Genomic DNA, 23,739 nt, shown 5'->3' with positions numbered 1-23,739 from the left:
GCCGGCAAGTGCTTACAATCTGTCAATGAATCTGCAAGCGCTCATTGAAGATATCCGGCAGCAAGTGCTGCCGTTTTATGACCGCGGCCAAGTCGCCGACTATATCCCGGCGTTGGCCTCGGTGTCGCCGCATCAGTTCGGCTTCGCCATCCACACCCTGGATGGACAGGAATATGGCTGCGGCGAATCCGACGTCCCGTTCTCCATCCAAAGCATCAGCAAGGCCTTCATGCTGGCCCTGACGCTGCAGGCCGACGGCGAGGCGCTGTGGCGCCACGTCGGCAAGGAACCGTCCGGCAATCCGTTCAACTCGCTGGTGCAGCTGGAATACGAGCACGGCATTCCGCGCAATCCCTTCATCAACGCCGGCGCGCTGGCGGTCACCGACCGCGCAATCAGCCATTTTGGCGACGCGCACTTGCAGCTGCTGGCCTGGCTGCGGAATGAGGCCGGCAACCCCCGTCTCGCCGCCGACGAGGCGATCGCCGCCTCGGAGCGCGAGCACGGCGACCGCAACGCGGCGCTGGCCCACTTCATGAAAAGCTACGGCAACCTCGACCATCCGGTGGAGACGGTGCTGGATCATTACTTCCACAACTGCAGCATTTCGATGAGCTGCCTCGAGCTGGCCCGCGCCGGCCTGTTCCTGGCCAACCACGGCGCCTCGCCCCAAACCGGACGACAATACCTGACTCGCAGCCAGGCCAAACAGGTGAACGCCGTCATGTTGACTTGCGGCACTTACGACGCCGCCGGCGAATTCGCCTACCGCGTCGGCCTGCCGGTGAAAAGCGGCGTCGGCGGCGGCCTGCTGGCGGTGATTCCGGGCAAGATGAGCATCGCGGTATGGAGTCCTCAGCTGGATGCCCGCGGCAACTCGGTACTGGGCCTGGAGGCGCTGGACCGTTTCACCACCCGCACCGGACTGTCCATCTTCTAGACGCGACAAAGCCGGGCCCGCTAGGCAAACCCGGCTTTCCAGTCATGAAAAAAGCCAGCTCCAAGGAGCTGGCTTTTTCTTTCAACTTCGTCGATTAATCGGCGGAGTTGTCTTCTACGGCAACGGCGTCTTCCGGACGGTCCACCAGCTCTACCAGAGCCATCGGGGCGTTGTCGCCCTTGCGGAAACCGTACTTCAGGATGCGCACGTAACCGCCATTGCGGGTAGCGTAACGCGAGCCGAGCACGTCGAAGAGTTTAACCACGATTTCGCGGTCACGGGTGCGGTCGAACGCCAGACGACGGTTGGCGAGAGACGGCTTTTTGCCGAGCGTGATGAGCGGCTCGGCCACACGACGCAGTTCCTTGGCCTTCGGCAGCGTGGTCACGATAACTTCGTGCTTCAGCAGCGAGTTGGCCATGTTACGCAGCATCGCCAGACGATGGCTGGTCGTGCGGTTCAGTTTACGATTACTGTAACGATGACGCATTGTTAATGTCCTTTAGTCTCAAACTTACGGCTTTTCCAGACCAGCCGGAGGCCAGTTCTCGAGCTTCATGCCGAGAGTCAGGCCCTTGGAAGCGAGAACTTCCTTGATCTCGTTCAGCGACTTGCGGCCGAGGTTCGGTGTCTTCAGAAGCTCGGTTTCGGTGCGCTGGATCAGATCGCCGATGTAATAAATGTTCTCTGCTTTCAGGCAGTTGGCCGAACGGACCGTCAGTTCAAGATCGTCTACCGGACGCAGCAGGATCGGATCGATCGGCGGCGCCTTTTCAACGACTTCTTCAACCGCTGTGCCCTGGAGGTCGGCAAAGATCGACAGCTGGTCCATCAGGATGCGGGCTGCGTTGCGCACAGCCTGCTCCGGCTCGATGACGCCGTTGGTCTCGATGTCGAGAACCAGGCGGTCGAGGTCGGTACGCTGTTCAACACGGGCGCTTTCCACAGCGAAGCTCACGCGGCGAACCGGCGAGAAGGAAGCGTCCAGTTGAATGGTACCGATGGAACGGTTGTCGTCATGGCTGGTGCGAACGGACACCGGCTGATAGCCGCGCCCCTTCTCAACCTTGACCTCCATGTCGATCTTGCCGCCGGAGGAGATGTGACAAATCACGTGTTCCGGATTGATCACTTCCACATCATGCGGCAGCTCGATATCGCTAGCCAAGACAGCGCCCTCGCCTTCCTTTTTCAAGGTCAGCACGACACTGTCGCGACCATGCAGCTTAAGCACTACGCCCTTGAGGTTGAGGAGGATGTCAACGACATCCTCCCGCACGCCGTCAAGTGCGGAATACTCATGCAAAACGCCAGCGATAGTCACTTCGGTCGGAGCATAGCCCGGCATCGACGACAGCAGGATACGACGCAGCGAATTGCCCAGGGTATGGGCATAGCCGCGCTCGAACGGCTCCATCGACACGCGAGCGTGAGTGGCGGAAACCGGCTGTACATCGATCAGACGAGGTTTCAGAAATTCCGAAGCGCTGTTTTGCATAGTCATTCCCTAAGAGCTAGCGATTACTTGGAGTAGAATTCCACAACGAGTTGTTCGTTGATATCGCTAGACAGTTCGGAACGTTCCGGAGTGGATTTGAAAACGCCTTCCATTTTCTTGGAGTCAACAGACACCCAAGACGGGAAGCCGCCTTGCTCGGCCAGAGCCAGGCCTTCGACGATACGGGCCTGCTTCTTGGCCTTCTCACGGACGGTCACTACGTCACCGGCTTTAACCTGGTAAGACGGAATGTTCACAACCTGGCCGTTCACAACGATAGCCTTGTGGCTGACCAGCTGGCGCGCTTCGGCGCGAGTGGAGCCAAAGCCCATGCGATATACAACGTTGTCCAGGCGGGACTCAAGCAGCTTCAGCAGGTTTTCACCCGTGGAGCCCTTGCGGCGGACAGCTTCCGCAAAGTAATTGCGGAACTGACGCTCGAGTACGCCGTAGATGCGGCGGATTTTCTGCTTTTCACGCAGCTGGACGCCGTAGTCCGACAGACGGCCGCGACGGGCGCCGTGCTGGCCGGGGGCAGCATCCAGTTTGCATTTGGAATCCAGTGCACGACGCGCGCTCTTCAGGAAAAGGTCGGTGCCTTCACGACGAGCGAGCTTGCACTTCGGGCCAATATAACGTGCCATGTTCTCACACTCTCCGAATTAGATACGACGTTTTTTGGGCGGACGGCAACCGTTGTGCGGTACCGGCGTCACGTCGGAGATGCTGGTGATCTTGAAACCCAGCGAGTTGAGTGCGCGAACAGCGGATTCACGACCCGGGCCCGGGCCTTTGATACGAACTTCGAGGTTCTTCACACCATATTCTTGGGCAACTTTACCAGCGTGCTCTGCAGCTACCTGAGCGGCAAAGGGTGTACTCTTGCGCGAGCCCTTAAAACCAGCGCCGCCAGAGGTAGCCCAAGACAGTGCATTGCCTTGACGGTCGGTGATAGTGATGATGGTGTTGTTGAACGAAGCGTGCACGTGCACGATGCCTTCGCTAACAGACTTGCGCACTTTTTTACGTACACGGACAGCTGTGTTTGCTTTAGCCATTCTCTGTGTTCCTTAGTTTACTTCTTGCCGGCAATCGCCTTGCGCGGACCCTTGCGGGTACGGGCATTGGTGCGAGTGCGTTGACCGCGGCACGGCAAGCCGCGACGATGGCGGAAGCCGCGATAGCAGCCCATGTCCATCAGACGCTTGATGCTCATGGTGATTTCACGACGCAGATCACCTTCAACGGTGAACTTGGCGACTTGATCACGCAGAGTCTCCATCTCAGCTTCAGTCAGATCCTTCACCTTGGTGGAAGGATTCACGCCAGCTGCAGCACAAATTTGCTGAGCGCGAGTCTGACCGACGCCGAAAATTGCCTGCAGGCCGATAACGGCATGCGCATGATTGGGGATGTTTACCCCTGCAATACGGGCCATACTCTTTCCTTAAGCCTTAAGACCTTGAAAAGTTTGCGATTGTATCACGCAAATCGAGGTCTAACAAATGTTAGCCTTGTTTTTGCTTGTGACGCGGGTCCGTGCAGATCACGCGAACTACGCGATTGCGACGAATGATTTTGCAATTACGGCAAATCTTCTTTACAGAAGGCTGTACTCGCATGTTCAGATCCTTTCAAATCCAAAAAAGAGCGAATGCGTTACTTCGCACGGAACACAATACGGGCTCTGGACAGATCGTATGGAGTCAACTCCACAGTCACCTTGTCGCCCGGCAGGATGCGGATGTAGTGCATCCGCATCTTCCCAGAGATATGCCCGAGTACCACGTGTCCATTTTCAAGCTTGATCTTGAAAGTTGCGCTGGGCAAATTTTCCAAGATCTCGCCCTGCATCTGGATAGTGTCTTCCTTAGCCATATAACCCAGTGTCAACTCGTGTGTCAGCGGGTAAGGGCGTTGCCTTTGAAGTTAGCCTTCTTCAGCAAGCTCTCGTACTGATGCGACAACACGTAGGACTGCACCTGCGCCATGAAGTCCATCGTCACCACCACGATGATCAGCAGCGATGTACCGCCGAAATAGAACGGAACGTTCCACTTCAGGATCAGGAATTCCGGCAACAAGCAGACCAGCGTGATGTAGATCGCACCGATCAACGTCAGCCGCAGGATGATCTTCTCGATATAACGAGAAGTTTGCTCACCTGGACGGATGCCCGGAATGAAAGCCCCGCTCTTCTTCAGGTTGTCAGCCGTTTCCTTCGGGTTGAAAACCAACGCCGTGTAGAAGTAGCAGAAGAAGATGATCGCCGCCGCGTACAGCAGCACATAGATCGGCTGACCCGGATGCAGCTTGTCAGCCACGCCCTTCAGCCAAGCCATGTGCTCGCCCTGGCCGAACCAACCGAGGACGGTGGCCGGAAACAGGATGATGCTCGAGGCGAAGATCGGGGGAATCACCCCCGCCATGTTCAGCTTGAGCGGCAAATGCGTGCTCTGGCCTTGCATGACGCGATTGCCCACTTGACGCTTGGCGTAGTTCACCAGCACCTTGCGTTGGCCACGCTCAGCGTAGACAACGAGGAAGGTGACCAGGATCACTCCGACAAACAGCAGCACGGCAAACAAGATGGGCAAAGAGCCCTGGCTGGTCAGAGTCAGGGTCTTACCGATCGCAGCCGGAACACCTGCGGCGATACCCGCGCAGATGATCAGCGAGATACCGTTGCCGATACCGCGCTCGGTGATCTGTTCACCCAACCACATCAGGAACATGGTTCCAGTGACCAGAGACACCACGGTTGTCAGATAAAACTCCCACTGAGCAGTCATCACCAGATTAGGCTGCTTGTACAACATCACCGCGATGCCGAAACTTTGGAAAGTTGCGAGCGCCACGGTGGCATAACGCGTGTACTGGGTTATCTTGCGACGTCCCGCATCGCCTTCCTTCTTCAGCTGCTTCAGGCTAGGCAAAACCTCGGCCGCAAGCTGCAGAATAATGGAAGCCGAGATGTACGGCATGATGCCCAGGGCAAACACCGTAAACCTCGAGAGGGCGCCGCCCGAAAACATGTTGAACATGTCGAGCAGGCCCGTCTGCGATGTGTGGAACAACTTCGCTAGTTCGGCAGGGTTGATACCCGGGACCGGAATATGGGCACCGATACGATAAACGATCAGCGCGCCAATCAGGAACCAGATACGACGCTTCAGATCACCAAACTTATTGGCATTGGCCACTAGAGAAGTATTCGCCACAAATTTATGCCTTATTCAATGCTGCCGCCGGCAGCCTCGATGGCAGCGCGGGCGCCAGCGGTAACGCTGATACCACGCAGTTTGACCGCGCGCTCAACCTTGCCGGACAGGACTACTTTGGCAACGAGCGCCTGGGCAGCCACCAGACCGGCTTGCTTGAGAGCCAGCAGATCGATTTCATCGACCGGCAGCAGGTTCAATTCGGACAGGCGAACTTCGCATACGAAGCGAGCCGTCAGAGACTTGAAGCCGCGCTTCGGCAGACGACGTTGCAGCGGCATTTGGCCGCCTTCGAAGCCTACCTTGTGGAAACCACCGGCACGGCTCTTCTGACCCTTGTGGCCGCGGCCGCAAGTCTTGCCCAGGCCGGAACCGATGCCACGGCCTACACGGCGCTTGGCATGCTTGGCGCCGACGCCCGGTTGTACGGTGTTCAGCAGCATCTCTTAGCCCTCGAATTTGAGCAGGTAGCTGATCTTGTTGATCATGCCACGGTTTTCAGGGGTATCGAGCACTTCAACAGTCTGACGAATCTTCTTCAGACCGAGACCGCGGGCGCAAGCCTTGTGAGACTCCAGGCGACCGATCAGGCTCTTTACCAGAGTGACCTTGACAGTCTTGGCATTACTCATGACCCACCCCCAGGATGTCCTCGATGCTCAGGCCACGCTTGGCGGCGATTTGAGCCGGGGTATTGATCTTGCTCAGACCGTCCAGAGTCGCACGCACCACGTTGTACGGGTTCGTGGAGCCATGGATCTTGGCCGAAACATTGTGAATACCCATTGCGTCGAAGATCGCGCGCATCGGACCGCCGGCCTTAACGCCAGTACCATCCTTTGCCGGCTGGATCAGGACGCGAGTCGCGCCGTGACGGCCTTCAACGGTGTGCTTAACGGTACCGTTGTACAGCTTGATCTTCACCATGTTGTGGCGGGCTTGTTCCATCGCCTTTTGTACGGCGACCGGAACTTCCTTGGAACGGCCCTTACCCATGCCGATACCGCCGTCGCCATCACCAACCACGGTCAGGGCGGAGAAAGCCATGATACGGCCGCCCTTAACCACTTTGGTGACGCGGTTGACGCTGATCATTTTCTCGACCAGACCGTCGCCGCGATCTTCCATTTCGTGCTTAGCCATTCTTTACTCCGAATTAGAATACGAGGCCGTGTTCGCGAGCGGCGTCAGCCAGTGCCTTCATGCGACCGTGGTATTTGAAACCGGAACGATCGAAAGCAACTTGCTCGATGCCAGCGGCTTTTGCCTTTTCGGCAATGCGCTGGCCGATCACGGCTGCAGCTGCCACGTTGCCACCATTGGCCATTGCGGAGCGAACATCGGCTTCCAGCGAGGAAGCGCTGGCCAGTACCTTGTTGCCGGTCTCGTCAATGATCTGGGCGTAAATGTGGCTATTGGTGCGGTGTACAGAGAGACGCACCATCTTGAGCTCCGCGATCCGTGCACGGGTTTTACGTGCGCGGCGGAGTCGAGTCTGTTTCTTGTCCATGTCAGTGCCTCAGTTACTTCTTCTTGGTTTCTTTCAGAACCACAACCTCGTCGGCATAACGCACGCCCTTGCCCTTGTAAGGCTCCGGCGAACGGTAAGCGCGAATCTCGGCTGCGACCTGGCCCACGAGCTGCTTGTCAGCGCCCTTGACCAGGATCTCGGTCTGAGTCGGAGTCTCAACTTTGACGCCAGCGGGCATCTTGTGAGCCACCGGGTGCGAGAAACCCAGAGACAGGTTCAGGGTATCGCCTTGGGCCTGGGCACGGTAGCCCACGCCGACCAGCTGCAGCTTCTTCTCGAAGCCCTTGGATACGCCGTTCACCATATTGTTCAACAGGGCGCGCAGGGTGCCGGACATGGCACGTGCGAACTTGCTGTCGTTCTTGGCGGCGAAAGTCAGCTGGTTGTTGTCCAGCTTGACTTCCACGTCGTTGCACAGAGCGGTGCTCAGGGAGCCCAGGGCGCCCTTGACAGTCACATCTGCTGCGCCGAACTTGACTTCGACGCCGGCCGGAATGGCTACCGGATTCTTAGCTACGCGAGACATTTGACCCCCTTACGCCACGACGCAGAGCAGTTCGCCGCCGATACCGGCAGCGCGCGCCTTGCGATCGGTCATCACGCCGCTGGAGGTGGACAGGATCGCCACGCCCAGGCCGTTCATGACCTTCGGGATTTCGGTGGAGCCCTTGTACACGCGCAGGCCAGGACGGGATACGCGCTCGATGCGCTCGATCACCGGACGGCCAGCGTAGTACTTGAGCTGGATATCGAGAACAGGCTTCTTCTCTTCGCCGGCGACGGCGAAGTCTTCGATGTAGCCTTCTTCTTTCAGCACCTGCGCCAGCGCAACCTTCAGCTTCGAGCAAGGCATGGAAACCTTGGTTTTGGAAGCTTGTTGGCCGTTGCGGATGCGGGTCAACATATCGGAAATAGGATCGTGCATGCTCATTTATGTGTCTCCTATTACCAGCTGGCCTTCACAACACCCGGAATCTCACCCTTCATGGCGATCTCACGCAGCTTGTTGCGACCCAAACCGAATTTACGGAACACACCACGCGGACGACCGGTCACGGCGCAGCGACGACGCTGGCGAACCGGAGAAGCGTTGCGCGGCAGTTGCTGCAGTTGCAGGCGGGCGGCGAAACGCTCTTCTTCCGAGAGGTTCTGGTTGTTGATGGTGGCGATCAGGGCGTCACGCTTGGCGGAGAACTTCTCAGCCAGCTTGACGCGCTTCTCTTCACGGTTAATCAGTGCAAGTCGTGCCATGTGCTTAACCCTTGAACGGGAACTTGAACGCGGCCAGCAGAGCGCGGGCCTCTTCGTCAGTCTTCGCCGAGGTAGTGATAGTGATGTTCATACCACGCAGAGCATCGATCTTGTCGTACTCGATTTCCGGGAAGATGATCTGTTCTTTGACGCCCATGTTGTAGTTGCCGCGGCCGTCGAAAGACTTGGCGGAAACACCACGGAAGTCGCGAACTCGCGGCAGCGCGATGGTGACCAGGCGGTCCAGGAACTCATACATGCGTTCGCGACGCAGAGTTACCTTGCAACCAACCGGATAGTCGTCGCGAATCTTGAAGCCTGCGATGGACTTGCGAGCGGTGGTGACGACCGGCTTCTGGCCGGCGATCTTTTCCATGTCGCCCACGGCGAATTCCATTACCTTCTTATCGGCAACGGCTTCACCCACGCCCATGTTCACGGTGATCTTCTCGATACGCGGAACTTGCATGATCGACTTGTAGCCGAACTGTTTCATCAGTTCCGGCACTACGCTGTCTTTGTAGAAATCGTAGAGACGTGCCATGTTTGCTCCTTAGGCGCCGATAACTTCGCCGCTGGACTTGAACACGCGCACCTTACGGCCGTCTTCAAGAACCTTGAAGCCTACGCGGTCAGCCTTTTGGCTTGCCGGATTGAAAATCGCGACGTTAGAAGCGTCGATGGGCATGGTCTTCTCGACGATACCGCCAGCTACGCCACGTACCGGGTTCGGCTTCTGGTGTTTCTTGGCGACATTCACGCCTTCCACAACCAGCTTGGTTTCCAGAACACGCAGGACAGTGCCGCGCTTACCCTTGTCTTTGCCGGTGATTACTACGACTTCATCACCCTTGCGAATCTTGCGCATGCGACCTCTCCTTACAGCACTTCAGGAGCCAGCGATACGATCTTCATGAAACGCTCGGTACGCAGTTCGCGCGTAACGGGTCCGAAGATGCGTGTGCCGATCGGCTCAAGCTTGTTGTTGAGCAGAACAGCAGCGTTGCTGTCAAACTTGATCAAAGAGCCGTCGGGACGACGCACGCCTTTGGCAGTGCGTACCACGACCGCGTTGTATACGTCGCCTTTTTTGACGCGACCACGCGGAGCGGCATCCTTGATGCTCACCTTGATGATGTCACCTACGCTAGCATAGCGACGCTTGGAGCCACCCAGCACTTTGATGCACTGAACATGACGTGCACCAGTGTTGTCAGCGACCTCAAGCATGGTCTGCATTTGGATCATTTGAGATTACCTTTCTAATCCAACTTTATCCGTCACTTTCCACTGCCGTTAGCCTGGGCATGTGTCGCCAGACTCGAACAGCGGAAACGCCACAGAACATTCTGTGGCGTGTCAAACGGCCAGTTTTGGACCCCGTAAGGGCGGAACTCCTACGCAGTTAGTGCGCAGGAGATGGCCATTATACAGAGGGACGCAGCCCTCTGCAAGCTTTATACCTGACGAGATTTCTCAACCAGGCCAGTTACCACCCACGACTTGGTCTTCGAGAGCGGGCGGGACTCGCTGATGATCACCAGATCGCCTGCCTTGAACTCGTTGTTTTCGTCGTGCGCGTGGAACTTCTTGGAGCGACGGATAATCTTGCCGTAGATCGGGTGCTTTACTTTGCGCTCGACCAGAACGGTCACAGTCTTATCCATCTTGTCGCTGACCACAACGCCGGTCAGCGTACGTACTACTTTGGTTTCGCTCATCTTAAACTGCCTTTTCTTTCAGAACGGTACGCACACGAGCAATGTCGCGACGCACTTTCTTCAGTTCAGAGGTCTTGGCGAGTTGCTGAGTAGCGTGCTGCATGCGCAGCGCAAACTGGGCCTTCAGCAGGCTCAGCAGTTCCACCTTCAGCTCGTCAACAGTTTTGGCTTTCAGTTCGGACGCTTTCATTACTGACCTACCTGTTTGGTTACGAACACAGTGGCGATCGGCAGCTTGGCGGCGGCCAGACGGAAAGCTTCGCGAGCGAGTTCCTCGGATACGCCATCCATTTCGTACAGCATCTTGCCAGGCTGAATTTCAGCCACGTAGTACTCCGGAGAGCCCTTGCCCCCGCCCATACGGACTTCGGCAGGCTTGGAGGTGATCGGCTTGTCCGGGAAGATACGGATCCAGATGCGGCCGCCACGCTTGATGTGACGGGTCATCGCACGACGCGCAGCTTCGATCTGACGCGCGGTCAGACGACCACGACCAATAGCCTTCAGACCGAAATCACCAAAGCTCACCTTGTTGCCACGAGTGGCGATACCGGTGTTACGGCCTTTGTGCTGTTTACGGTACTTGAGTCTAGTTGGCTGCAGCATTGCGGGCACCCTTTCTCATTTTCTTCTCGGGAGCTGCCGGCGCGGCCACAACTTGGCCCGGCTTCAGCTCGCCTTTGTACACCCATACCTTGATGCCGATGATGCCGTAGGTGGTCTTGGCTTCGGAGGTGGCGTAGTCCACATCGGCGCGCAGGGTATGCAGCGGCACGCGGCCTTCGCGGTACCATTCGCTACGAGCGATGTCGATGCCGTTCAGACGGCCGGACGACATGATCTTGATGCCTTCAGCACCCAGACGCATGGCGTTTTGCATGGCGCGCTTCATGGCGCGACGGAACATCACGCGCTTCTCCAGCTGGGAAGCGATGCCGTCGGCGATGATTTGCGCGTCCAGTTCCGGCTTGCGAACTTCTTCGATGTTCACGTGGACCGGTACGCCCAGGCGCTTTTGCAGTTCTTGCTTCAGAACTTCAATGTCTTCGCCCTTCTTGCCGATCACGACGCCCGGACGGGCGCTGTGAATGGTGATGCGGGCGGACTTGGCCGGACGCTCGATGGTTACGCGGCCAACCGAAGCGTGACCCAGACGCTTCTTCAGGAATGCGCGAACTTCGATATCCTGTTTCAGCATTTCCGGGAAGTTCTGCGAAGACGCGAACCACTTGGAAGACCAGTTTTTGTTAACGGCAAGACGGAATCCCGTCGGATGAATCTTCTGACCCATTTCTTACCCCTTAATTGCCAACGGTCAAGGAAATGTGGCAGGTCTGCTTTTCGATGCGATTGCCACGACCCTTAGCACGGGCAGTGAAACGCTTCAGACTAGCGCCCTTGTCAACAAAGATGCTGGTGACACGCAGGGTGTCGATGTCAGCGCCTTCGTTGTGCTCGGCGTTAGCGATTGCAGATTCCAGCACTTTCTTGATGATTACCGCGCCCTTCTTCGGGGAGAAGGCCAGGATATTCAGCGCCTGGGCCACGGACTGACCGCGGACCAGATCGGCTACCAGACGGCACTTTTGAGCCGAAAGGCGAACACTTTTCAGATTTGCAGATACTCTCATCGCTTCACCTTACTTCTTCTTCGCCTTCTTGTCGGCAGCATGGCCTTTGAAGGTACGAGTCAGAGAGAATTCACCCAGTTTGTGGCCGACCATGTTTTCAGAAACATAAACCGGAACGTGAGTGCGACCGTTGTGCACAGCGATGGTCAGACCAATAAAGTCCGGCAGGATGGTCGAACGACGCGACCAGGTCTTGATCGGACGCTTGTCGCTGGTTGCCCGTACCGCATCTACCTTCTTCAGGAGATGCAGGTCAACGAACGGGCCTTTTTTCTGCGAACGTGCCATTGTCAATTACCCTTTGGTGGAATAGCGACGGCGTACGATCATGTTGTCGGTACGCTTGTTGCGACGGGTACGGAAGCCCTTGGCCGGAGTGCCCCACGGGCTAACCGGCACGCGGCCTTCGCCAGTGCGGCCTTCACCACCACCGTGCGGGTGGTCGATCGGGTTCATCGCCGTACCGCGAACGGTCGGGCGAACACCGCGCCAACGGGAAGCGCCAGCCTTACCCAGCTTGCGCAGGGAGTGCTCTTCGTTACCCACTTCACCAACGGTCGCACGGCAATCGACGTGCACCAGGCGGATCTCGCCAGAGCGCAGACGCAGTTGAGCGTACACGCCTTCGCGAGCCAGCAGCATTGCAGAAGCGCCAGCGGAACGAACCATCTGAGCGCCCTTGCCGGGTTGCATTTCCACGCAGTGGATAGTGGTACCCACCGGGATGTTGCGGATCGGCAGAGCGTTACCGGCCTTGATCGGAGCCTCGGAGCCGGACAGCAGCACGGCGCCAACTTTCACGCCGCGCGGAGCGACGATGTAGCGGCGTTCGCCATCGGCGTAGCACAACAGGGCGATGTGGGCGGTGCGGTTCGGATCGTATTCGATGCGTTCCACTTTCGCCGGGATGCCATCCTTGTTGCGACGGAAGTCGATCAGACGGTAGTGCTTCTTATGGCCGCCACCACGATGACGCGTAGTGATGTGGCCATTGTTGTTACGGCCGCCGGTCGAGTTTTTCTTCTCAACCAGGGCTGCGTGCGGAGCACCTTTGTGCAGGTCAGGGTGTACCACCTTGACAACGGCACGGCGGCCCGCGGAAGTCGGTTTTACCTTAACGATAGGCATGCTCTATCTCCTTACTCCGCCGCGGCCGGGCTAGCGGTCAGGTCAAGTTCTTGACCCTCGACCAGGCTAACATAGGCCTTTTTCCAGTCACTGCGACGACCCGTGCTGCGGCCGAAACGCTTAACCTTGCCCTTGACGTTCACAGTGGACACGCCGTCAACTTTTACGTTGAACAGCATTTCCACGGCGGCCTTGATTTCCGGCTTGGTTGCGTTGGTAGCAACACGGAACGCCACTTGCTGGTTTTTCTCAGCGATCATGGTGCTCTTCTCGGAAACGATGGGCGCAAGGATTACTTGCAACAGACGTTCTTGGTTCATGCCCACTGCTCCTCCAGTTGCTTCACGGCGTCGCGGGTGATCACGGTCTTCTTGAAGCGCAGCAGGCTGTACGGGTCAGCCTGAACCGCTTCGATAACCAGCATGTTCGGCAGGTTACGCGAAGAGAGATAGAGGTTTTCGCTCAGTTCATTGGTGATGAACAGAGCCTGCTCCAGACCCATCGGCTGAACGGCGCCGACGAATTCCTTGGTCTTCGGGCTGGCAACCGACAGGTCGTCAACCACGATCAGGCGTTCGTCACGCACCAGCTGCGACAGGATGGTCGCGATGCCCGCACGGTACATCTTGCGGTTAACCTTCTGAGTGAAGTTCTCGTCCGGCTTGTTCGGGAAGGCACGGCCACCACCACGACGGTTCGGGGTAGAGGTCATACCGGCACGAGCGTTACCAGTGCCCTTCTGACGGAACGGCTTCTTGGTCGAGTGCTTCACTTCAGCACGAGTCAGCTGGGCGCGGTTGCCGCTGCGCGCGTTCGCCAGGAACGCGGTCACAACCTGATGCACCAGAGCTTCGTTGTATTCGCGGCCGAACAGAGCGTCGGACACTTGCAGGCTGCCAACAGCCTTGCCTTGGGTATTGATTACATTCAATTCCATCACGCACCCGCTTTCACGCTAGGACGCACGACGACGTCGCCGTTCTTGGCACCCGGGACTGCGCCCTTGACCAGGATCAGCTGACGCTCGGCATCGACACGAACGATCTCGAGGCACTGAACAGTGCTCTTCACGTTGCCGTATTGACCAGCCATGCGCTTACCCGGGAAAACGCGACCCGGATCTTGAGCTTGACCGATGGAACCCGGCGTATTGTGCGAACGCGAGTTACCGTGCGAAGCACGGTTGGAAGAGAAGTTGTGGCGCTTGATCACGCCGGAGAAACCCTTACCCTTCGAGGTGCCGGTTACATCAACCAGTTGACCAACGGTGAAGATTTCGACAGCGATAGCGTCGCCCGGCTTGAAGTTGGACAGCGCGTCGGCGGACAGAGCGAACTCAGCCAGACCCAGACCAGCTTCCACGCCAGCTTTGGCGAAGTGACCGGCAGTAGCCTTGTTGACACGATTGGCCTTCTTGGAGCCATAGGTAACCTGAACGGCAGTGTAGCCGTCGGTTTCAGCGGTTTTGATTTGCGTGACGCGGTTGGAGGACATGTCCAGCACAGTTACCGGGATGGTTGCGCCATCTTCGGCAAAAATGCGGGTCATGCCGACTTTGCGACCGACAAGACCTAAACTCATGTTTATTTCCTTTTTCAGGCGCCGATTGCGATTGACCGGCATAAAAAACACGACATAAAAAACAAAAACGGACTCGCCAAAATGGCGAGTCCGGTAATGTATCACAGAAAATTCAAGAATCGCAAGCACTTAGCTCGCAAACCCTTGAACTTAAGCGATTACTGCAGCTTGATTTCCACATCCACACCGGCCGGCAGGTCGAGCTTCATCAGAGCATCAACAGTCTTGTCGGTCGGGTCTACGATGTCCATCAGACGCAGGTGAGTGCGGATTTCCAGCTGGTCGCGGGAAGTCTTGTTCACGTGCGGGGAACGCAGAACGTTGAAGCGCTCGATTTTGGTCGGCAGCGGAACCGGGCCTTTGACAACGGCGCCGGTGCGCTTGGCGGTTTCAACGATTTCCTGAGCGGAACGGTCGATCAGATTGTAATCGAACGCCTTCAGGCGGATGCGGATCTTTTGGCTAGACATGAGAAATCTCCGCTTCCGTTACTTGATGATTTTGGCAACGACGCCGGCGCCGACGGTGCGGCCGCCTTCGCGGATAGCGAAGCGCAGACCTTCTTCCATCGCGATCGGAGCGATCAGAGCAACGGTGATTTCCACGTTGTCGCCCGGCATTACCATTTCCACGCCTTCGGCCAGGCTAACTGCGCCGGTCACGTCGGTGGTGCGGAAGTAGAACTGCGGACGGTAGTTCGCGAAGAACGGGGTGTGACGGCCGCCCTCATCCTTGGACAGAACGTACACGGAAGCTGCGAAGTCGGTGTGCGGGGTGATGGAACCCGGCTTAGCCAGAACCTGGCCACGCTCCACGTCTTCACGCTTGGTGCCGCGCAGCAGCACGCCAACGTTGTCGCCGGCCTGACCCTGGTCCAGCAGCTTGCGGAACATTTCCACGCCGGTGCAGGTGGTCTTCACGGTAGCCTTCAGGCCCACGATTTCCAGCTCTTCGCCGACTTTCACGATGCCGCGCTCAACGCGACCGGTCACCACGGTGCCGCGGCCGGAGATCGAGAACACGTCTTCGATCGGCAGCAGGAACGGCTTGTCAACGGCGCGTTCCGGAGTCGGGATGTAGGAATCCAGAGCAGCGGCCAGGCGGAAGATCGACGGTTCGCCCATTTCGGACTGGTCGCCTTCCAGCGCCAGACGAGCGGAGCCGGTCACGATCGGGGTGTCGTCGCCCGGGAAGTCGTAGGAAGACAGCAGATCGCGCACTTCCATTTCCACCAGTTCCAGCAGCTCGGCGTCGTCAACCAGGTCAGCCTTGTTCAGGTAGACGATGATGTACGGCACGCCAACCTGGCGGGACAGCAGGATGTGTTCGCGGGTTTGCGGCATCGGACCGTCAGCGGCCGAGCAAACCAGGATCGCGCCGTCCATCTGAGCCGCGCCGGTGATCATGTTCTTCACATAGTCGGCGTGGCCCGGGCAGTCTACGTGAGCGTAGTGGCGGGCTTCGGTTTCGTATTCAACGTGCGCGGTATTGATGGTGATACCACGAGCCTTCTCTTCCGGCGCGCTGTCGATCTGGGAGTAGTCCTTGGCTTCGCCACCGAACTTCTTGGACAGAATGGTGGTGATAGCGGCGGTCAGGGTGGTCTTACCGTGGTCCACGTGACCGATGGTGCCTACGTTTACGTGCGGTTTGGTCCGCTCAAACTTTTCTTTTGCCATTTTGCAAAAATCCTTAATTAAAGAACATTAGATCGGGACTGGCCGGGTCGGCCCGGCCAGCCTCAGCGCGCATTACTTCCTGGCGGCCATTACGGCTTCAGCGACGTGCTTCGGAGCCTCGGAGTAGTGCTTGAACTCCATCGAGTAGGTCGCACGACCCTGGGTTGCCGAACGCAGATCGGTGGAGTAGCCGAACATCTCAGCCAGCGGTACTTCTGCCTTGATGATCTTGCCGCCCAAACCGTCGTCGTCCATGCCCTGAACCATGCCGCGGCGGCGGTTCAAGTCACCCATGACGTCGCCCATGTACTCTTCCGGAGTCTCCACTTCCACGGCCATCATCGGCTCGAGAATGCACGGACCGGCGCGGCGCATGGCTTCCTTGAATGCCATGGAGCCAGCCAGTTCGAACGCGATCTGCGAGGAGTCGACGTCGTGGTAGGAACCGAAGGTCAGACGCACAGTGACGTCAACCACCGGGAAGCCGGCGAGAATACCGCTGGACAGAGTGTTTTGAATACCCTTGTCCACGGACGGAATGAATTCACGCGGAATCACGCCACCCTTGATCTCGTCGACGAACTTGTAGCCATTACCCTCGCCGGACGGCTCCAGGGTGATGACCGCATGGCCGTACTGACCCTTACCGCCGGACTGCTTGACGTGCTTGCCGTCAACGTCGGTAACCGTCTTGGTGATGGTTTCACGGTAGGCCACTTGCGGCGCGCCGACGTTGGCTTCAACGCCGAATTCGCGCTTCATGCGGTCAACCAGAATTTCCAGGTGCAGTTCGCCCATGCCGGAAATGATGGTCTGGCCGGATTCTTCGTCGGTACGCACGCGGAACGACGGATCCTCCTTCGCCAGGCGGTTCAGGGCCACGCCCATCTTCTCCTGGTCGGCCTTGGTCTTCGGCTCGACGGCGACGTGAATCACCGGCTCCGGGAACTCCATGCGTTCCAGAATCAGCGGAGCATCGATGGCGCACAGGGTTTCACCAGTGGTGACTTCCTTCAGGCCGATGGCAGCGGCGATGTCGCCGGCGTGCACTTCTTCGATCTCTTTACGGTCGTTGGCGTGCATCTGCACGATACGGCCGATACGCTCTTTCTTGCCCTTGACCGAGTTCAGCACGGTGTCGCCGGACTTCACCACGCCGGAGTAGACGCGGAAGAAGGTCAGCTGGCCCACGTACGGGTCGTTCATCAGCTTGAACGCCAGCGCGGAGAACGATGCGCTGTCGGAAGCTTCGCGAGTGGTCGGCGTGCCGTCTTCGTTCTCGCCCGGAACCGGGGGAACGTCGAGCGGGCTCGGCAGCAGTTCGATCACGGCGTCCAGCATGCGCTGAACACCCTTGTTCTTGAACGCGGAGCCGCACAGCATCGGCTGGATTTCGCACTTCAGGGTACGCTCGCGCAGACCGGCGATGATTTCTTCCTCGGTCAGCGTTTCGCCACCCAAGTACTTGTCCATCATTTCGTCGCTGACTTCGGCGGCGGCTTCAACCATCTTCTCGCGCCATTCTTCGGCAACGGAAACCAGGTCTGCCGGGATATCGCCGTATTCGAACTTCATGCCCTGAGACGCTTCATCCCAGATGATGGCCTTCATCTTCAGCAGATCGACCACGCCGGTGAAGTTGTCTTCAGCGCCGATCGGCACCACGATGGGCACCGGGTTGCCGCGCAGGCGGGTTTTCACCTGCTCGACCGCGCGGAAGAAGTTGGCGCCTTGACGGTCCATCTTGTTCACGAACGCGATGCGCGGAACCTTGTACTTGTTGGCCTGACGCCATACGGTTTCCGACTGGGGCTGAACGCCGCCCACAGCGCAGTAAACCATCACGGCGCCGTCCAGAACACGCATGGAACGCTCTACCTCGATGGTAAAGTCCACGTGCCCCGGGGTGTCGATGATATTGAAATGGTGGGCCGGGTACTGCAGGGCCATGCCTTTCCAATAGGTGGTGGTAGCAGCGGAAGTGATGGTGATGCCACGTTCCTGCTCCTGCTCCATCCAGTCCATGGTGGCCGCGCCATCATGCACTTCACCGATCTTGTGGTTCACACCGGTGTAAAACAGAATACGCTCGGTAGTAGTAGTCTTACCGGCGTCAATGTGAGCGGAGATACCGATATTACGGTAGCGCTCGAGGGGGGTTTTCCGTGCCACGATCTACACCTTGATTAAGTGGGTGAGCTTAGAAGCGGAAGTGCGAGAAGGCCTTGTTGGCTTCTGCCATGCGATGCACTTCGTCACGCTTCTTCATTGCGCCGCCACGACCTTCGGCCGCATCGAGCAATTCACCAGCCAGGCGCAGGTCCATGGACTTTTCGCCGCGCTTGCGCGCAGCGTCACGCAGCCAACGCATGGCCAGGGCCATACGACGGGACGGACGTACTTCAACAGGAACTTGATAGTTGGCACCACCGACGCGGCGGCTCTTCACTTCCACCACCGGCTTGGCGTTGGACAGCGCGGCATTGAACACTTCGAGAGCGTTCTTGCCGGATTTCTTTTCGATCTGTTCCAGAGCACCGTAGATGATGCGTTCAGCAACAGACTTCTTGCCATCGATCATGACAACGTTCATGAACTTGGACAGGTCTTGGGAACCGAATTTCGGATCCGGCAGAATTTCACGCTTGGGGACTTCTCTGCGACGTGGCATGTTACTTCCTTAAATATTCAGTTGAGCTCTATTCGCTCATGACTACCCAGCGGAGCAGTCACTTACTAGACGATCCTGAGGATTGATCAGGCCGCCTTCAAAACATCCCGATTACTTGGGACGCTTGGCGCCGTACTTGGAGCGAGCTTGCTTACGGTCTTTAACGCCGGCGGTATCCAGGGAACCGCGCACGGTGTGGTAACGCACACCCGGCAAGTCTTTCACACGACCGCCGCGAATCAGCACAACCGAGTGTTCCTGCAGGTTGTGGCCTTCACCGCCGATGTACGAAATGACTTCGAAACCGTTGGTCAGACGAACCTTGCACACTTTACGCAGAGCCGAGTTCGGCTTCTTCGGAGTGGTGGTGTAAACACGGGTGCACACGCCACGCTTCTGCGGGCAGGCTTCCAGCGCAGGCACCTTGCTCTTCGCCGTGATGGCGACGCGGCCCTTGCGAACGAGTTGGTTAATGGTTGGCATTACTATCAGTTCCTAGTTGATTCTTCCCGAAGACAACACGCCTCCAGAAAGGACGGAGGATTATATTTTAGTCAACGGCCCAGCGTCAAATAAAAAACGCCGCCCCGCCAACGTTAACCGTTGATGGAGCAGCGTTTTTTCAACACTTGGCCGTCAGGCCGGTGTTAGTCGCCGCTTTCCAGCGCAGCCGGAGCCGAGTCGAACAACATCGAATCGGCTGCATCCAGGCCCAGGTTCTGGCGGCGGCGGGTGCGATGGTAAGCGAGACCGGTACCGGCCGGAATCAGACGGCCGACGATCACGTTTTCCTTCAGACCGCGCAGATCGTCGCGCTTGCCCATGATGGCCGCTTCGGTCAGCACGCGCGTGGTTTCCTGGAAGGAAGCCGCGGAGATGAACGAGTCGGTCGACAGCGAGGCCTTGGTGATGCCCAGCAGCACGTTTTCGTACTGCGCCGGCTCCTTGTTCTCGGCCATCATCTTGTCGTTCATTTCCAGCACGTCGGCGCGCTCCACCTGCTCGCCCTGGATGAACTCGGTGTCGCCGCTGTCGGAGATCACGACGCGACGCAGCATCTGGCGAATGATCACCTCGATGTGCTTGTCGTTGATCTTCACGCCCTGCAGACGATACACCTCCTGCACTTCCTGGACGATGTAGCGGGCCAGCGCCTCGATGCCCTGCAGACGCAGGATATCGTGCGGATCGACCGGACCGTCGACGATGGATTCGCCGCGGTTCACCACCTGACCGTCGTGGACCAGCACGTGCTTGTCCTTAGGAATCAGGTTTTCGTAACCGCTGCCTTCCAGGTCGGTGATGATCAGGCGCTGCTTGCCCTTGGTGTCCTTGCCGAACGAAACGGTGCCGGTCACCTCGGCCAGCATGCCGGCATCCTTCGGCGAACGGGCTTCGAACAGCTCGGCCACGCGCGGCAGACCACCGGTAATGTCGCGGGTCTTCGACGATTCCTGCGGGATGCGGGCCAGCACTTCGCCCTTGCCCACGTCCTGGCCGTCGCGCACCGTGATGATGGCGCCCACCTGGAAGGTGATCGACACCGACGCGTCGGAGCCGGCCAGCTTCACTTCGTTGCCGTTGTCGTCGAGCAGCTTCACCAACGGACGCAGCATCTTCGACTGCGAACCGGCGCGGCGTTTCGGGTCGATGACCACCAGTGTCGACAGGCCGGTCACTTCGTCGGTCTGCTTGGCTACGGTGTTGCCCTCTTCCACGTTCTCGAACTTCACGCGGCCAGCGTACTCGGTGATGATCGGACGGGTGTGCGGATCCCAAGTGGCCAATACAGCGCCAGCCTTGATCACCAGACCGTCTGTCACCATCAGGGTCGCGCCGTACGGCACCTTGTGGCGTTCGCGCTCGCGGCCCATGTCGTCGTGGATCACCACTTCGCCGGAGCGGGTGATGACGATCAGCTCGCCCTTGGTATTGGCCACGTAGCGCATCTGGCTGGAGAAGCGCACGGTGCCGTTGGACTTGCCTTCCACCTGGCTGGCGGCCGCGTTTCGCGACGCCGCGCCACCGATGTGGAAGGTACGCATGGTCAGCTGGGTGCCCGGTTCGCCGATCGACTGAGCGGCGATCACGCCCACGGCTTCGCCGGCGTTGACGCGCTTGCCGCGCGCCAGGTCGCGACCGTAGCACTTCGCGCACAGGCCGTAGCGAGTGTCGCAAGTGATCGCGGTGCGAACCTTGACTTCGTCGATGCCGAGGCTGTCGACCAGGTCCACCATCTGCTCGTCCATCAGCGTGCCCGCTTCGATCACGGTCTCGCCGGAGGACGGATCCACCACGTCGACCGCGGTCACGCGGCCGAGGATGCGGTCGCGCAGCGCTTCGATCACGTCGCCGCCCTGCAGCACGGCCTTCATGGTGAAGCCGTTGCTGGTGCCGCAATCGTCCTCGATCACCACCAGATCCTGGGTCACGTCGACCAGACGACGGGTCAGGTAACCGGAGTTGGCGGTCTTCAGCGCCGTATCCGCCAGACCCTTACGGGCGCCGTGAGTCGAGATGAAGTACTGGAGTACGGTCAGGCCTTCGCGGAAGTTGGCGGTAATCGGCGTCTCGATAATCGAGCCGTCCGGCTTCGCCATCAGACCCCGCATGCCGGCCAGCTGCTTGATCTGGGCTGCGGAACCCCGCGCGCCCGAGTCGGCCATCATGTAAATGGAGTTGAAGGATTCCTGATCGACCTCCTTGCCTTCGCGGTCCAGCACCTTCTGCTTGGACAGCTCGTCCATCATCGCCTTGGCGATCTTGTCGCCGGTGCGGCCCCAGATGTCCACTACCTTGTTGTAGCGTTCGCCCTGAGTCACCAGACCTTGGCGGTACTGCTCCTCGATCTCCTTGACTTCCTTGTTGGCCTCGCCCAGCAGGTCAACTTTCTTGGCCGGGATCTGCATGTCGTCCACGCAGATGGAGATGCCGCCGCGGGTGGAATAGGCGAAACCGGTGTACATCAGCTGGTCGGCGAAGATCACCGTGTCGCGGATGCCGCAACGACGGAACGAAACGTTGATCAGTTTCGAGATTTCTTTCTTCTTCAGCGCCTTGTTGATGTGCTCGAACGGCAGGCCCTTCGGCAGGATGTCGGACAGGATCGCGCGGCCGACGGTGGTGTCGTAACGCTTGATCACCGGCTGGAACTCGCCCTGCTCGTCCTTTTCCCATTCCTTCAGGCGGACGGTGATGCGGGTGGCCAGCTCGACCTGACGGGTTTCGTAGGCGCGATGCACTTCCTTGGTGTCGGCGAACACCATGCCTTCGCCCTTGCCGTTCACCTTGTCGCGGGTCATGTAGTACAGACCCAGCACGATATCCTGCGACGGCACGATGATAGGCTCGCCGTTGGCCGGGGACAGCACGTTGTTGGTGGCCAGCATCAGGGTGCGGGCTTCCATTTGCGCTTCCAGCGACAGCGGCACGTGGACGGCCATTTGGTCACCGTCGAAGTCGGCGTTGAACGCCGCGCAAACCAGCGGGTGCAGCTGGATCGCCTTGCCTTCGATCAGCACCGGCTCGAACGCCTGGATGCCCAGGCGGTGCAGCGTCGGCGCGCGGTTCAGCAGAACCGGATGCTCGCGGATCACTTCTTCCAGGATGTCCCAGACTTCCGGCACTTCCTGCTCGACCAGTTTCTTGGCCGCCTTGATGGTGGACGCCAGGCCCATCACTTCCAGCTTGTGGAAGATGAACGGCTTGAACAGTTCCAGCGCCATCTTCTTCGGCAGGCCGCACTGGTGCAGGCGCAGGGTCGGGCCCACGGTGATCACGGAACGGCCGGAGTAGTCGACGCGCTTGCCCAGCAAGTTCTGACGGAAACGACCGCCCTTGCCCTTGATCATGTCGGCCAGCGACTTCAGCGGGCGCTTGTTGGCGCCGGTCATCGCCTTGCCGCGACGGCCGTTGTCCAGCAGCGAGTCAACCGATTCCTGCAGCATGCGCTTTTCGTTGCGCACGATGATGTCCGGCGCGCGCAGTTCCAGCAGGCGCTTCAGACGGTTGTTACGGTTGATGACGCGGCGGTACAGGTCGTTCAGGTCGGAGGTCGCGAAGCGGCCGCCATCCAGCGGCACCAGCGGACGCAGCTCCGGCGGCAGCACCGGCAGCACTTCCAGGATCATCCATTCCGGCTTCATGCCGGAACGCTGGAACGCCTCCAGCACCTTCAGGCGCTTGGCGATCTTCTTGATCTTGGTGTCGGAGTTGGTGGTTTCCAGCTCGCGGCGCAGGCCTTCGATTTCGCTGTCCAGGTCCAGCTTCTTCAGCAGCTCCTTGACGGCTTCGGCGCCCATCATCGCGACGAACTCTTCGCCGTACTGGTCTTCCTTGTCCAGGAAGTCCTCTTCGGTCAAGAGCTGGCGGTACTGCATCGGGGTCATGCCCGGATCGGTCACCACGAACGCTTCGAAGTACAGCACGCGCTCGATGTCGCGCAGCGTCATGTCCAGCACCATGCCCAGACGCGACGGCAGCGACTTCAGGAACCAGATGTGCGCGGTCGGGCTGGCCAGTTCGATGTGGCCCATGCGCTCGCGGCGCACCTTGGACAGCGTCACTTCGACGCCGCACTTCTCGCAGATCACGCCGCGATGCTTCAGGCGCTTGTACTTGCCGCACAAGCACTCGTAATCCTTCACCGGCCCGAAGATGCGGGCGCAGAACAGGCCATCGCGCTCCGGCTTGAAGGTGCGGTAGTTGATCGTTTCCGGCTTCTTGACTTCGCCATAAGACCAGGAACGGATCTTGTCAGGCGAGGCGATGCCGATCTTGATCGCATCAAACTCTTCTTCTTGCGTAACTTGCTTAAAGAGATCGAGCAAAGCTTTCATTGCGTCTCCAGTTCAGGGGACAGGCGCGGCGGCTTTCCGCCGCGCCCTA

At 58.7% G+C, this 23,739-nt stretch carries 35 protein-coding genes; 1 reads left to right on the top strand and 34 read right to left on the bottom strand.

The window, feature by feature from the left end:
- The first annotated feature begins 25 nt into the window (after positions 1-25).
- Positions 26-940: a glutaminase gene (locus BKX93_RS16670; protein ID WP_046157409.1), complete on the top strand. Its 915-nt coding sequence runs from the start codon at positions 26-28 to the stop codon at positions 938-940.
- A 94-nt stretch (positions 941-1,034) separates the two neighbouring features.
- Here the strand turns inward: BKX93_RS16670 and rplQ are convergent, their stop codons facing one another.
- The 34 genes from rplQ to rpoC form a co-directional block, all read right to left on the bottom strand.
- Positions 1,035-1,430, bottom strand: a complete 396-nt coding sequence (rplQ, locus tag BKX93_RS16665) for a 50S ribosomal protein L17 (protein ID WP_021478373.1) — start codon at positions 1,428-1,430, stop codon at positions 1,035-1,037.
- Between the two features lie 24 nt (positions 1,431-1,454).
- Positions 1,455-2,438: a DNA-directed RNA polymerase subunit alpha gene (locus BKX93_RS16660; protein ID WP_021478372.1), complete on the bottom strand. Its 984-nt coding sequence runs from the start codon at positions 2,436-2,438 to the stop codon at positions 1,455-1,457.
- Positions 2,439-2,461: 23 nt separating this feature from the next.
- Positions 2,462-3,082: a 30S ribosomal protein S4 gene (gene rpsD, locus BKX93_RS16655; RefSeq protein WP_021478371.1), complete on the bottom strand. Its 621-nt coding sequence runs from the start codon at positions 3,080-3,082 to the stop codon at positions 2,462-2,464.
- 18 nt (positions 3,083-3,100) lie between these two features.
- On the bottom strand, positions 3,101-3,496 hold the full coding sequence (gene rpsK / locus BKX93_RS16650) for a 30S ribosomal protein S11 (protein ID WP_011137709.1): 396 nt from the start codon (positions 3,494-3,496) through the stop codon (positions 3,101-3,103).
- A gap of 17 nt (positions 3,497-3,513) precedes the next feature.
- A complete protein-coding gene (rpsM, locus tag BKX93_RS16645) occupies positions 3,514-3,876 on the bottom strand; it encodes a 30S ribosomal protein S13 (RefSeq protein WP_021478370.1) in 363 nt (120 codons plus the stop codon).
- Positions 3,877-3,946: 70 nt separating this feature from the next.
- Complete coding sequence (rpmJ, locus tag BKX93_RS24115; RefSeq protein WP_011137711.1) at positions 3,947-4,060, bottom strand: 50S ribosomal protein L36; 114 nt, start codon at positions 4,058-4,060, stop codon at positions 3,947-3,949.
- Positions 4,061-4,097: 37 nt separating this feature from the next.
- The gene (infA, locus tag BKX93_RS16640; protein WP_031296780.1) at positions 4,098-4,316 is read right to left on the bottom strand and encodes a translation initiation factor IF-1; all 219 of its coding nucleotides are present in this window, start codon (positions 4,314-4,316) and stop codon (positions 4,098-4,100) included.
- Between the two features lie 23 nt (positions 4,317-4,339).
- Positions 4,340-5,659: a preprotein translocase subunit SecY gene (secY, locus tag BKX93_RS16635; protein ID WP_021478368.1), complete on the bottom strand. Its 1,320-nt coding sequence runs from the start codon at positions 5,657-5,659 to the stop codon at positions 4,340-4,342.
- Between the two features lie 11 nt (positions 5,660-5,670).
- Positions 5,671-6,102, bottom strand: a complete 432-nt coding sequence (rplO, locus tag BKX93_RS16630) for a 50S ribosomal protein L15 (protein ID WP_021478367.1) — start codon at positions 6,100-6,102, stop codon at positions 5,671-5,673.
- Positions 6,103-6,105: 3 nt separating this feature from the next.
- Positions 6,106-6,291, bottom strand: coding sequence for a 50S ribosomal protein L30 (rpmD, locus tag BKX93_RS16625; protein ID WP_011137715.1), 186 nt, complete (start codon positions 6,289-6,291; stop codon positions 6,106-6,108).
- Entirely contained in the window at positions 6,284-6,802 is a 519-nt protein-coding gene (gene rpsE / locus BKX93_RS16620; protein WP_021478366.1) for a 30S ribosomal protein S5, read from the bottom strand. The genes rpmD and rpsE overlap by 8 nt, the downstream gene beginning before the upstream one ends.
- 13 nt (positions 6,803-6,815) lie before the next feature.
- Positions 6,816-7,169 carry a 50S ribosomal protein L18 gene (gene rplR / locus BKX93_RS16615; protein WP_021478365.1) on the bottom strand — a complete coding sequence of 118 codons (354 nt, stop codon included), beginning with the start codon at positions 7,167-7,169 and terminating at the stop codon, positions 6,816-6,818.
- Positions 7,170-7,182: 13 nt separating this feature from the next.
- Entirely contained in the window at positions 7,183-7,716 is a 534-nt protein-coding gene (gene rplF / locus BKX93_RS16610) for a 50S ribosomal protein L6 (RefSeq protein ID WP_021478364.1), read from the bottom strand.
- A gap of 9 nt (positions 7,717-7,725) precedes the next feature.
- Positions 7,726-8,121, bottom strand: coding sequence for a 30S ribosomal protein S8 (gene rpsH, locus BKX93_RS16605; RefSeq protein WP_021478363.1), 396 nt, complete (start codon positions 8,119-8,121; stop codon positions 7,726-7,728).
- Between the two features lie 14 nt (positions 8,122-8,135).
- A complete protein-coding gene (gene rpsN / locus BKX93_RS24110; RefSeq protein ID WP_082107071.1) occupies positions 8,136-8,441 on the bottom strand; it encodes a 30S ribosomal protein S14 in 306 nt (101 codons plus the stop codon).
- A gap of 4 nt (positions 8,442-8,445) precedes the next feature.
- Positions 8,446-8,985 (bottom strand): 50S ribosomal protein L5, encoded by a 540-nt coding sequence (gene rplE / locus BKX93_RS16595; protein WP_021478362.1) that lies wholly within the window; start codon positions 8,983-8,985, stop codon positions 8,446-8,448.
- Between the two features lie 9 nt (positions 8,986-8,994).
- Entirely contained in the window at positions 8,995-9,309 is a 315-nt protein-coding gene (rplX, locus tag BKX93_RS16590) for a 50S ribosomal protein L24 (RefSeq protein ID WP_011137722.1), read from the bottom strand.
- 11 nt (positions 9,310-9,320) lie between these two features.
- The gene (gene rplN / locus BKX93_RS16585; protein WP_011137723.1) at positions 9,321-9,689 is read right to left on the bottom strand and encodes a 50S ribosomal protein L14; all 369 of its coding nucleotides are present in this window, start codon (positions 9,687-9,689) and stop codon (positions 9,321-9,323) included.
- 209 nt (positions 9,690-9,898) lie between these two features.
- Entirely contained in the window at positions 9,899-10,162 is a 264-nt protein-coding gene (gene rpsQ / locus BKX93_RS16580) for a 30S ribosomal protein S17 (protein ID WP_021478361.1), read from the bottom strand.
- Between the two features lies 1 nt (position 10,163).
- Entirely contained in the window at positions 10,164-10,352 is a 189-nt protein-coding gene (gene rpmC / locus BKX93_RS16575; protein WP_021478360.1) for a 50S ribosomal protein L29, read from the bottom strand.
- On the bottom strand, positions 10,352-10,768 hold the full coding sequence (rplP, locus tag BKX93_RS16570) for a 50S ribosomal protein L16 (protein ID WP_011137726.1): 417 nt from the start codon (positions 10,766-10,768) through the stop codon (positions 10,352-10,354). Before rplP ends, rpmC begins: the two co-directional genes overlap by 1 nt.
- On the bottom strand, positions 10,752-11,453 hold the full coding sequence (gene rpsC, locus BKX93_RS16565) for a 30S ribosomal protein S3 (RefSeq protein WP_021478359.1): 702 nt from the start codon (positions 11,451-11,453) through the stop codon (positions 10,752-10,754). The genes rplP and rpsC overlap by 17 nt, the downstream gene beginning before the upstream one ends.
- A gap of 10 nt (positions 11,454-11,463) precedes the next feature.
- Complete coding sequence (gene rplV / locus BKX93_RS16560; protein WP_021478358.1) at positions 11,464-11,793, bottom strand: 50S ribosomal protein L22; 330 nt, start codon at positions 11,791-11,793, stop codon at positions 11,464-11,466.
- Between the two features lie 9 nt (positions 11,794-11,802).
- Complete coding sequence (gene rpsS / locus BKX93_RS24105; protein ID WP_011137729.1) at positions 11,803-12,081, bottom strand: 30S ribosomal protein S19; 279 nt, start codon at positions 12,079-12,081, stop codon at positions 11,803-11,805.
- Positions 12,082-12,087: 6 nt separating this feature from the next.
- The gene (gene rplB / locus BKX93_RS24100) at positions 12,088-12,921 is read right to left on the bottom strand and encodes a 50S ribosomal protein L2 (protein ID WP_021478356.1); all 834 of its coding nucleotides are present in this window, start codon (positions 12,919-12,921) and stop codon (positions 12,088-12,090) included.
- 11 nt (positions 12,922-12,932) lie between these two features.
- Positions 12,933-13,241: a 50S ribosomal protein L23 gene (gene rplW, locus BKX93_RS16550; RefSeq protein ID WP_021478355.1), complete on the bottom strand. Its 309-nt coding sequence runs from the start codon at positions 13,239-13,241 to the stop codon at positions 12,933-12,935.
- Positions 13,238-13,858, bottom strand: a complete 621-nt coding sequence (gene rplD, locus BKX93_RS16545; protein ID WP_011137732.1) for a 50S ribosomal protein L4 — start codon at positions 13,856-13,858, stop codon at positions 13,238-13,240. The genes rplW and rplD overlap by 4 nt, the downstream gene beginning before the upstream one ends.
- On the bottom strand, positions 13,858-14,502 hold the full coding sequence (gene rplC / locus BKX93_RS16540; RefSeq protein ID WP_021478354.1) for a 50S ribosomal protein L3: 645 nt from the start codon (positions 14,500-14,502) through the stop codon (positions 13,858-13,860). The genes rplD and rplC overlap by 1 nt, the downstream gene beginning before the upstream one ends.
- 158 nt (positions 14,503-14,660) lie before the next feature.
- Complete coding sequence (gene rpsJ / locus BKX93_RS16535) at positions 14,661-14,972, bottom strand: 30S ribosomal protein S10 (RefSeq protein ID WP_011137734.1); 312 nt, start codon at positions 14,970-14,972, stop codon at positions 14,661-14,663.
- A gap of 18 nt (positions 14,973-14,990) precedes the next feature.
- Positions 14,991-16,181 carry an elongation factor Tu gene (gene tuf / locus BKX93_RS16530; RefSeq protein WP_046166914.1) on the bottom strand — a complete coding sequence of 397 codons (1,191 nt, stop codon included), beginning with the start codon at positions 16,179-16,181 and terminating at the stop codon, positions 14,991-14,993.
- Positions 16,182-16,253: 72 nt separating this feature from the next.
- Positions 16,254-18,353, bottom strand: coding sequence for an elongation factor G (gene fusA / locus BKX93_RS16525; protein ID WP_021479141.1), 2,100 nt, complete (start codon positions 18,351-18,353; stop codon positions 16,254-16,256).
- A gap of 28 nt (positions 18,354-18,381) precedes the next feature.
- The gene (gene rpsG, locus BKX93_RS16520) at positions 18,382-18,852 is read right to left on the bottom strand and encodes a 30S ribosomal protein S7 (protein WP_021479140.1); all 471 of its coding nucleotides are present in this window, start codon (positions 18,850-18,852) and stop codon (positions 18,382-18,384) included.
- 111 nt (positions 18,853-18,963) lie between these two features.
- Positions 18,964-19,335 (bottom strand): 30S ribosomal protein S12, encoded by a 372-nt coding sequence (gene rpsL, locus BKX93_RS16515; RefSeq protein ID WP_011137738.1) that lies wholly within the window; start codon positions 19,333-19,335, stop codon positions 18,964-18,966.
- Between the two features lie 164 nt (positions 19,336-19,499).
- Complete coding sequence (gene rpoC / locus BKX93_RS16510) at positions 19,500-23,690, bottom strand: DNA-directed RNA polymerase subunit beta' (protein ID WP_046158920.1); 4,191 nt, start codon at positions 23,688-23,690, stop codon at positions 19,500-19,502.
- Between the last annotated feature and the right edge of the window lie 49 nt (positions 23,691-23,739).

Origin of the sequence: Chromobacterium vaccinii, from assembly GCF_001855275.1 — a bacterium.
Lineage (GTDB): Bacteria > Pseudomonadota > Gammaproteobacteria > Burkholderiales > Chromobacteriaceae > Chromobacterium > Chromobacterium vaccinii.
Note: the sequence above shows the minus strand (reverse complement) of the source record. Positions and strands in the feature narration are given on the sequence as shown.

Bases quoted from the DNA above. Each gene is read 5' to 3' on its own strand.
- rpsH (WP_021478363.1), bottom strand. From the start codon at position 8,121: ATGAGCATGCACGATCCTATTTCCGATATGTTGACCCGCATCCGCAAC.
- rplN (WP_011137723.1), bottom strand. From the start codon at position 9,689: ATGATCCAAATGCAGACCATGCTTGAGGTCGCTGACAACACTGGTGCA.
- rpsJ (WP_011137734.1), bottom strand. From the start codon at position 14,972: ATGTCTAGCCAAAAGATCCGCATCCGCCTGAAGGCGTTCGATTACAAT.
- rpmD (WP_011137715.1), bottom strand. From the start codon at position 6,291: ATGAGTAATGCCAAGACTGTCAAGGTCACTCTGGTAAAGAGCCTGATC.
- rplV (WP_021478358.1), bottom strand. From the start codon at position 11,793: ATGAGAGTATCTGCAAATCTGAAAAGTGTTCGCCTTTCGGCTCAAAAG.
- rplP (WP_011137726.1), bottom strand. From the start codon at position 10,768: ATGCTGCAGCCAACTAGACTCAAGTACCGTAAACAGCACAAAGGCCGT.
- BKX93_RS16670 (WP_046157409.1), top strand. From the start codon at position 26: ATGAATCTGCAAGCGCTCATTGAAGATATCCGGCAGCAAGTGCTGCCG.
- rplE (WP_021478362.1), bottom strand. From the start codon at position 8,985: ATGGCACGTCTCTACGATTTCTACAAAGACAGCGTAGTGCCGGAACTG.
- rplB (WP_021478356.1), bottom strand. From the start codon at position 12,921: ATGCCTATCGTTAAGGTAAAACCGACTTCCGCGGGCCGCCGTGCCGTT.
- rpsM (WP_021478370.1), bottom strand. From the start codon at position 3,876: ATGGCCCGTATTGCAGGGGTAAACATCCCCAATCATGCGCATGCCGTT.
- rpsL (WP_011137738.1), bottom strand. From the start codon at position 19,335: ATGCCAACCATTAACCAACTCGTTCGCAAGGGCCGCGTCGCCATCACG.
- rplR (WP_021478365.1), bottom strand. From the start codon at position 7,169: ATGGACAAGAAACAGACTCGACTCCGCCGCGCACGTAAAACCCGTGCA.
- rplW (WP_021478355.1), bottom strand. From the start codon at position 13,241: ATGAACCAAGAACGTCTGTTGCAAGTAATCCTTGCGCCCATCGTTTCC.
- rpsK (WP_011137709.1), bottom strand. From the start codon at position 3,496: ATGGCTAAAGCAAACACAGCTGTCCGTGTACGTAAAAAAGTGCGCAAG.
- rpsS (WP_011137729.1), bottom strand. From the start codon at position 12,081: ATGGCACGTTCGCAGAAAAAAGGCCCGTTCGTTGACCTGCATCTCCTG.
- rpsD (WP_021478371.1), bottom strand. From the start codon at position 3,082: ATGGCACGTTATATTGGCCCGAAGTGCAAGCTCGCTCGTCGTGAAGGC.
- rplQ (WP_021478373.1), bottom strand. From the start codon at position 1,430: ATGCGTCATCGTTACAGTAATCGTAAACTGAACCGCACGACCAGCCAT.
- rpsN (WP_082107071.1), bottom strand. From the start codon at position 8,441: ATGGCACGACTTGCACTGATTAACCGTGAAGAGAAGCGCGTCAAGCTG.
- rplC (WP_021478354.1), bottom strand. From the start codon at position 14,502: ATGAGTTTAGGTCTTGTCGGTCGCAAAGTCGGCATGACCCGCATTTTT.
- rplO (WP_021478367.1), bottom strand. From the start codon at position 6,102: ATGCTGCTGAACACCGTACAACCGGGCGTCGGCGCCAAGCATGCCAAG.
- tuf (WP_046166914.1), bottom strand. From the start codon at position 16,181: ATGGCAAAAGAAAAGTTTGAGCGGACCAAACCGCACGTAAACGTAGGC.
- rpsG (WP_021479140.1), bottom strand. From the start codon at position 18,852: ATGCCACGTCGCAGAGAAGTCCCCAAGCGTGAAATTCTGCCGGATCCG.
- rpoC (WP_046158920.1), bottom strand. From the start codon at position 23,690: ATGAAAGCTTTGCTCGATCTCTTTAAGCAAGTTACGCAAGAAGAAGAG.
- rpsC (WP_021478359.1), bottom strand. From the start codon at position 11,453: ATGGGTCAGAAGATTCATCCGACGGGATTCCGTCTTGCCGTTAACAAA.
- infA (WP_031296780.1), bottom strand. From the start codon at position 4,316: ATGGCTAAGGAAGACACTATCCAGATGCAGGGCGAGATCTTGGAAAAT.
- rpsQ (WP_021478361.1), bottom strand. From the start codon at position 10,162: ATGAGCGAAACCAAAGTAGTACGTACGCTGACCGGCGTTGTGGTCAGC.
- rplD (WP_011137732.1), bottom strand. From the start codon at position 13,858: ATGGAATTGAATGTAATCAATACCCAAGGCAAGGCTGTTGGCAGCCTG.
- rpsE (WP_021478366.1), bottom strand. From the start codon at position 6,802: ATGGCTAAGCACGAAATGGAAGATCGCGGCGACGGTCTGGTCGAGAAA.
- rplX (WP_011137722.1), bottom strand. From the start codon at position 9,309: ATGCGCAAGATTCGCAAGGGTGATGAAGTCGTAGTAATCACCGGCAAA.
- BKX93_RS16660 (WP_021478372.1), bottom strand. From the start codon at position 2,438: ATGCAAAACAGCGCTTCGGAATTTCTGAAACCTCGTCTGATCGATGTA.
- rpmC (WP_021478360.1), bottom strand. From the start codon at position 10,352: ATGAAAGCGTCCGAACTGAAAGCCAAAACTGTTGACGAGCTGAAGGTG.
- rpmJ (WP_011137711.1), bottom strand. From the start codon at position 4,060: ATGCGAGTACAGCCTTCTGTAAAGAAGATTTGCCGTAATTGCAAAATC.
- rplF (WP_021478364.1), bottom strand. From the start codon at position 7,716: ATGTCTCGCGTAGCTAAGAATCCGGTAGCCATTCCGGCCGGCGTCGAA.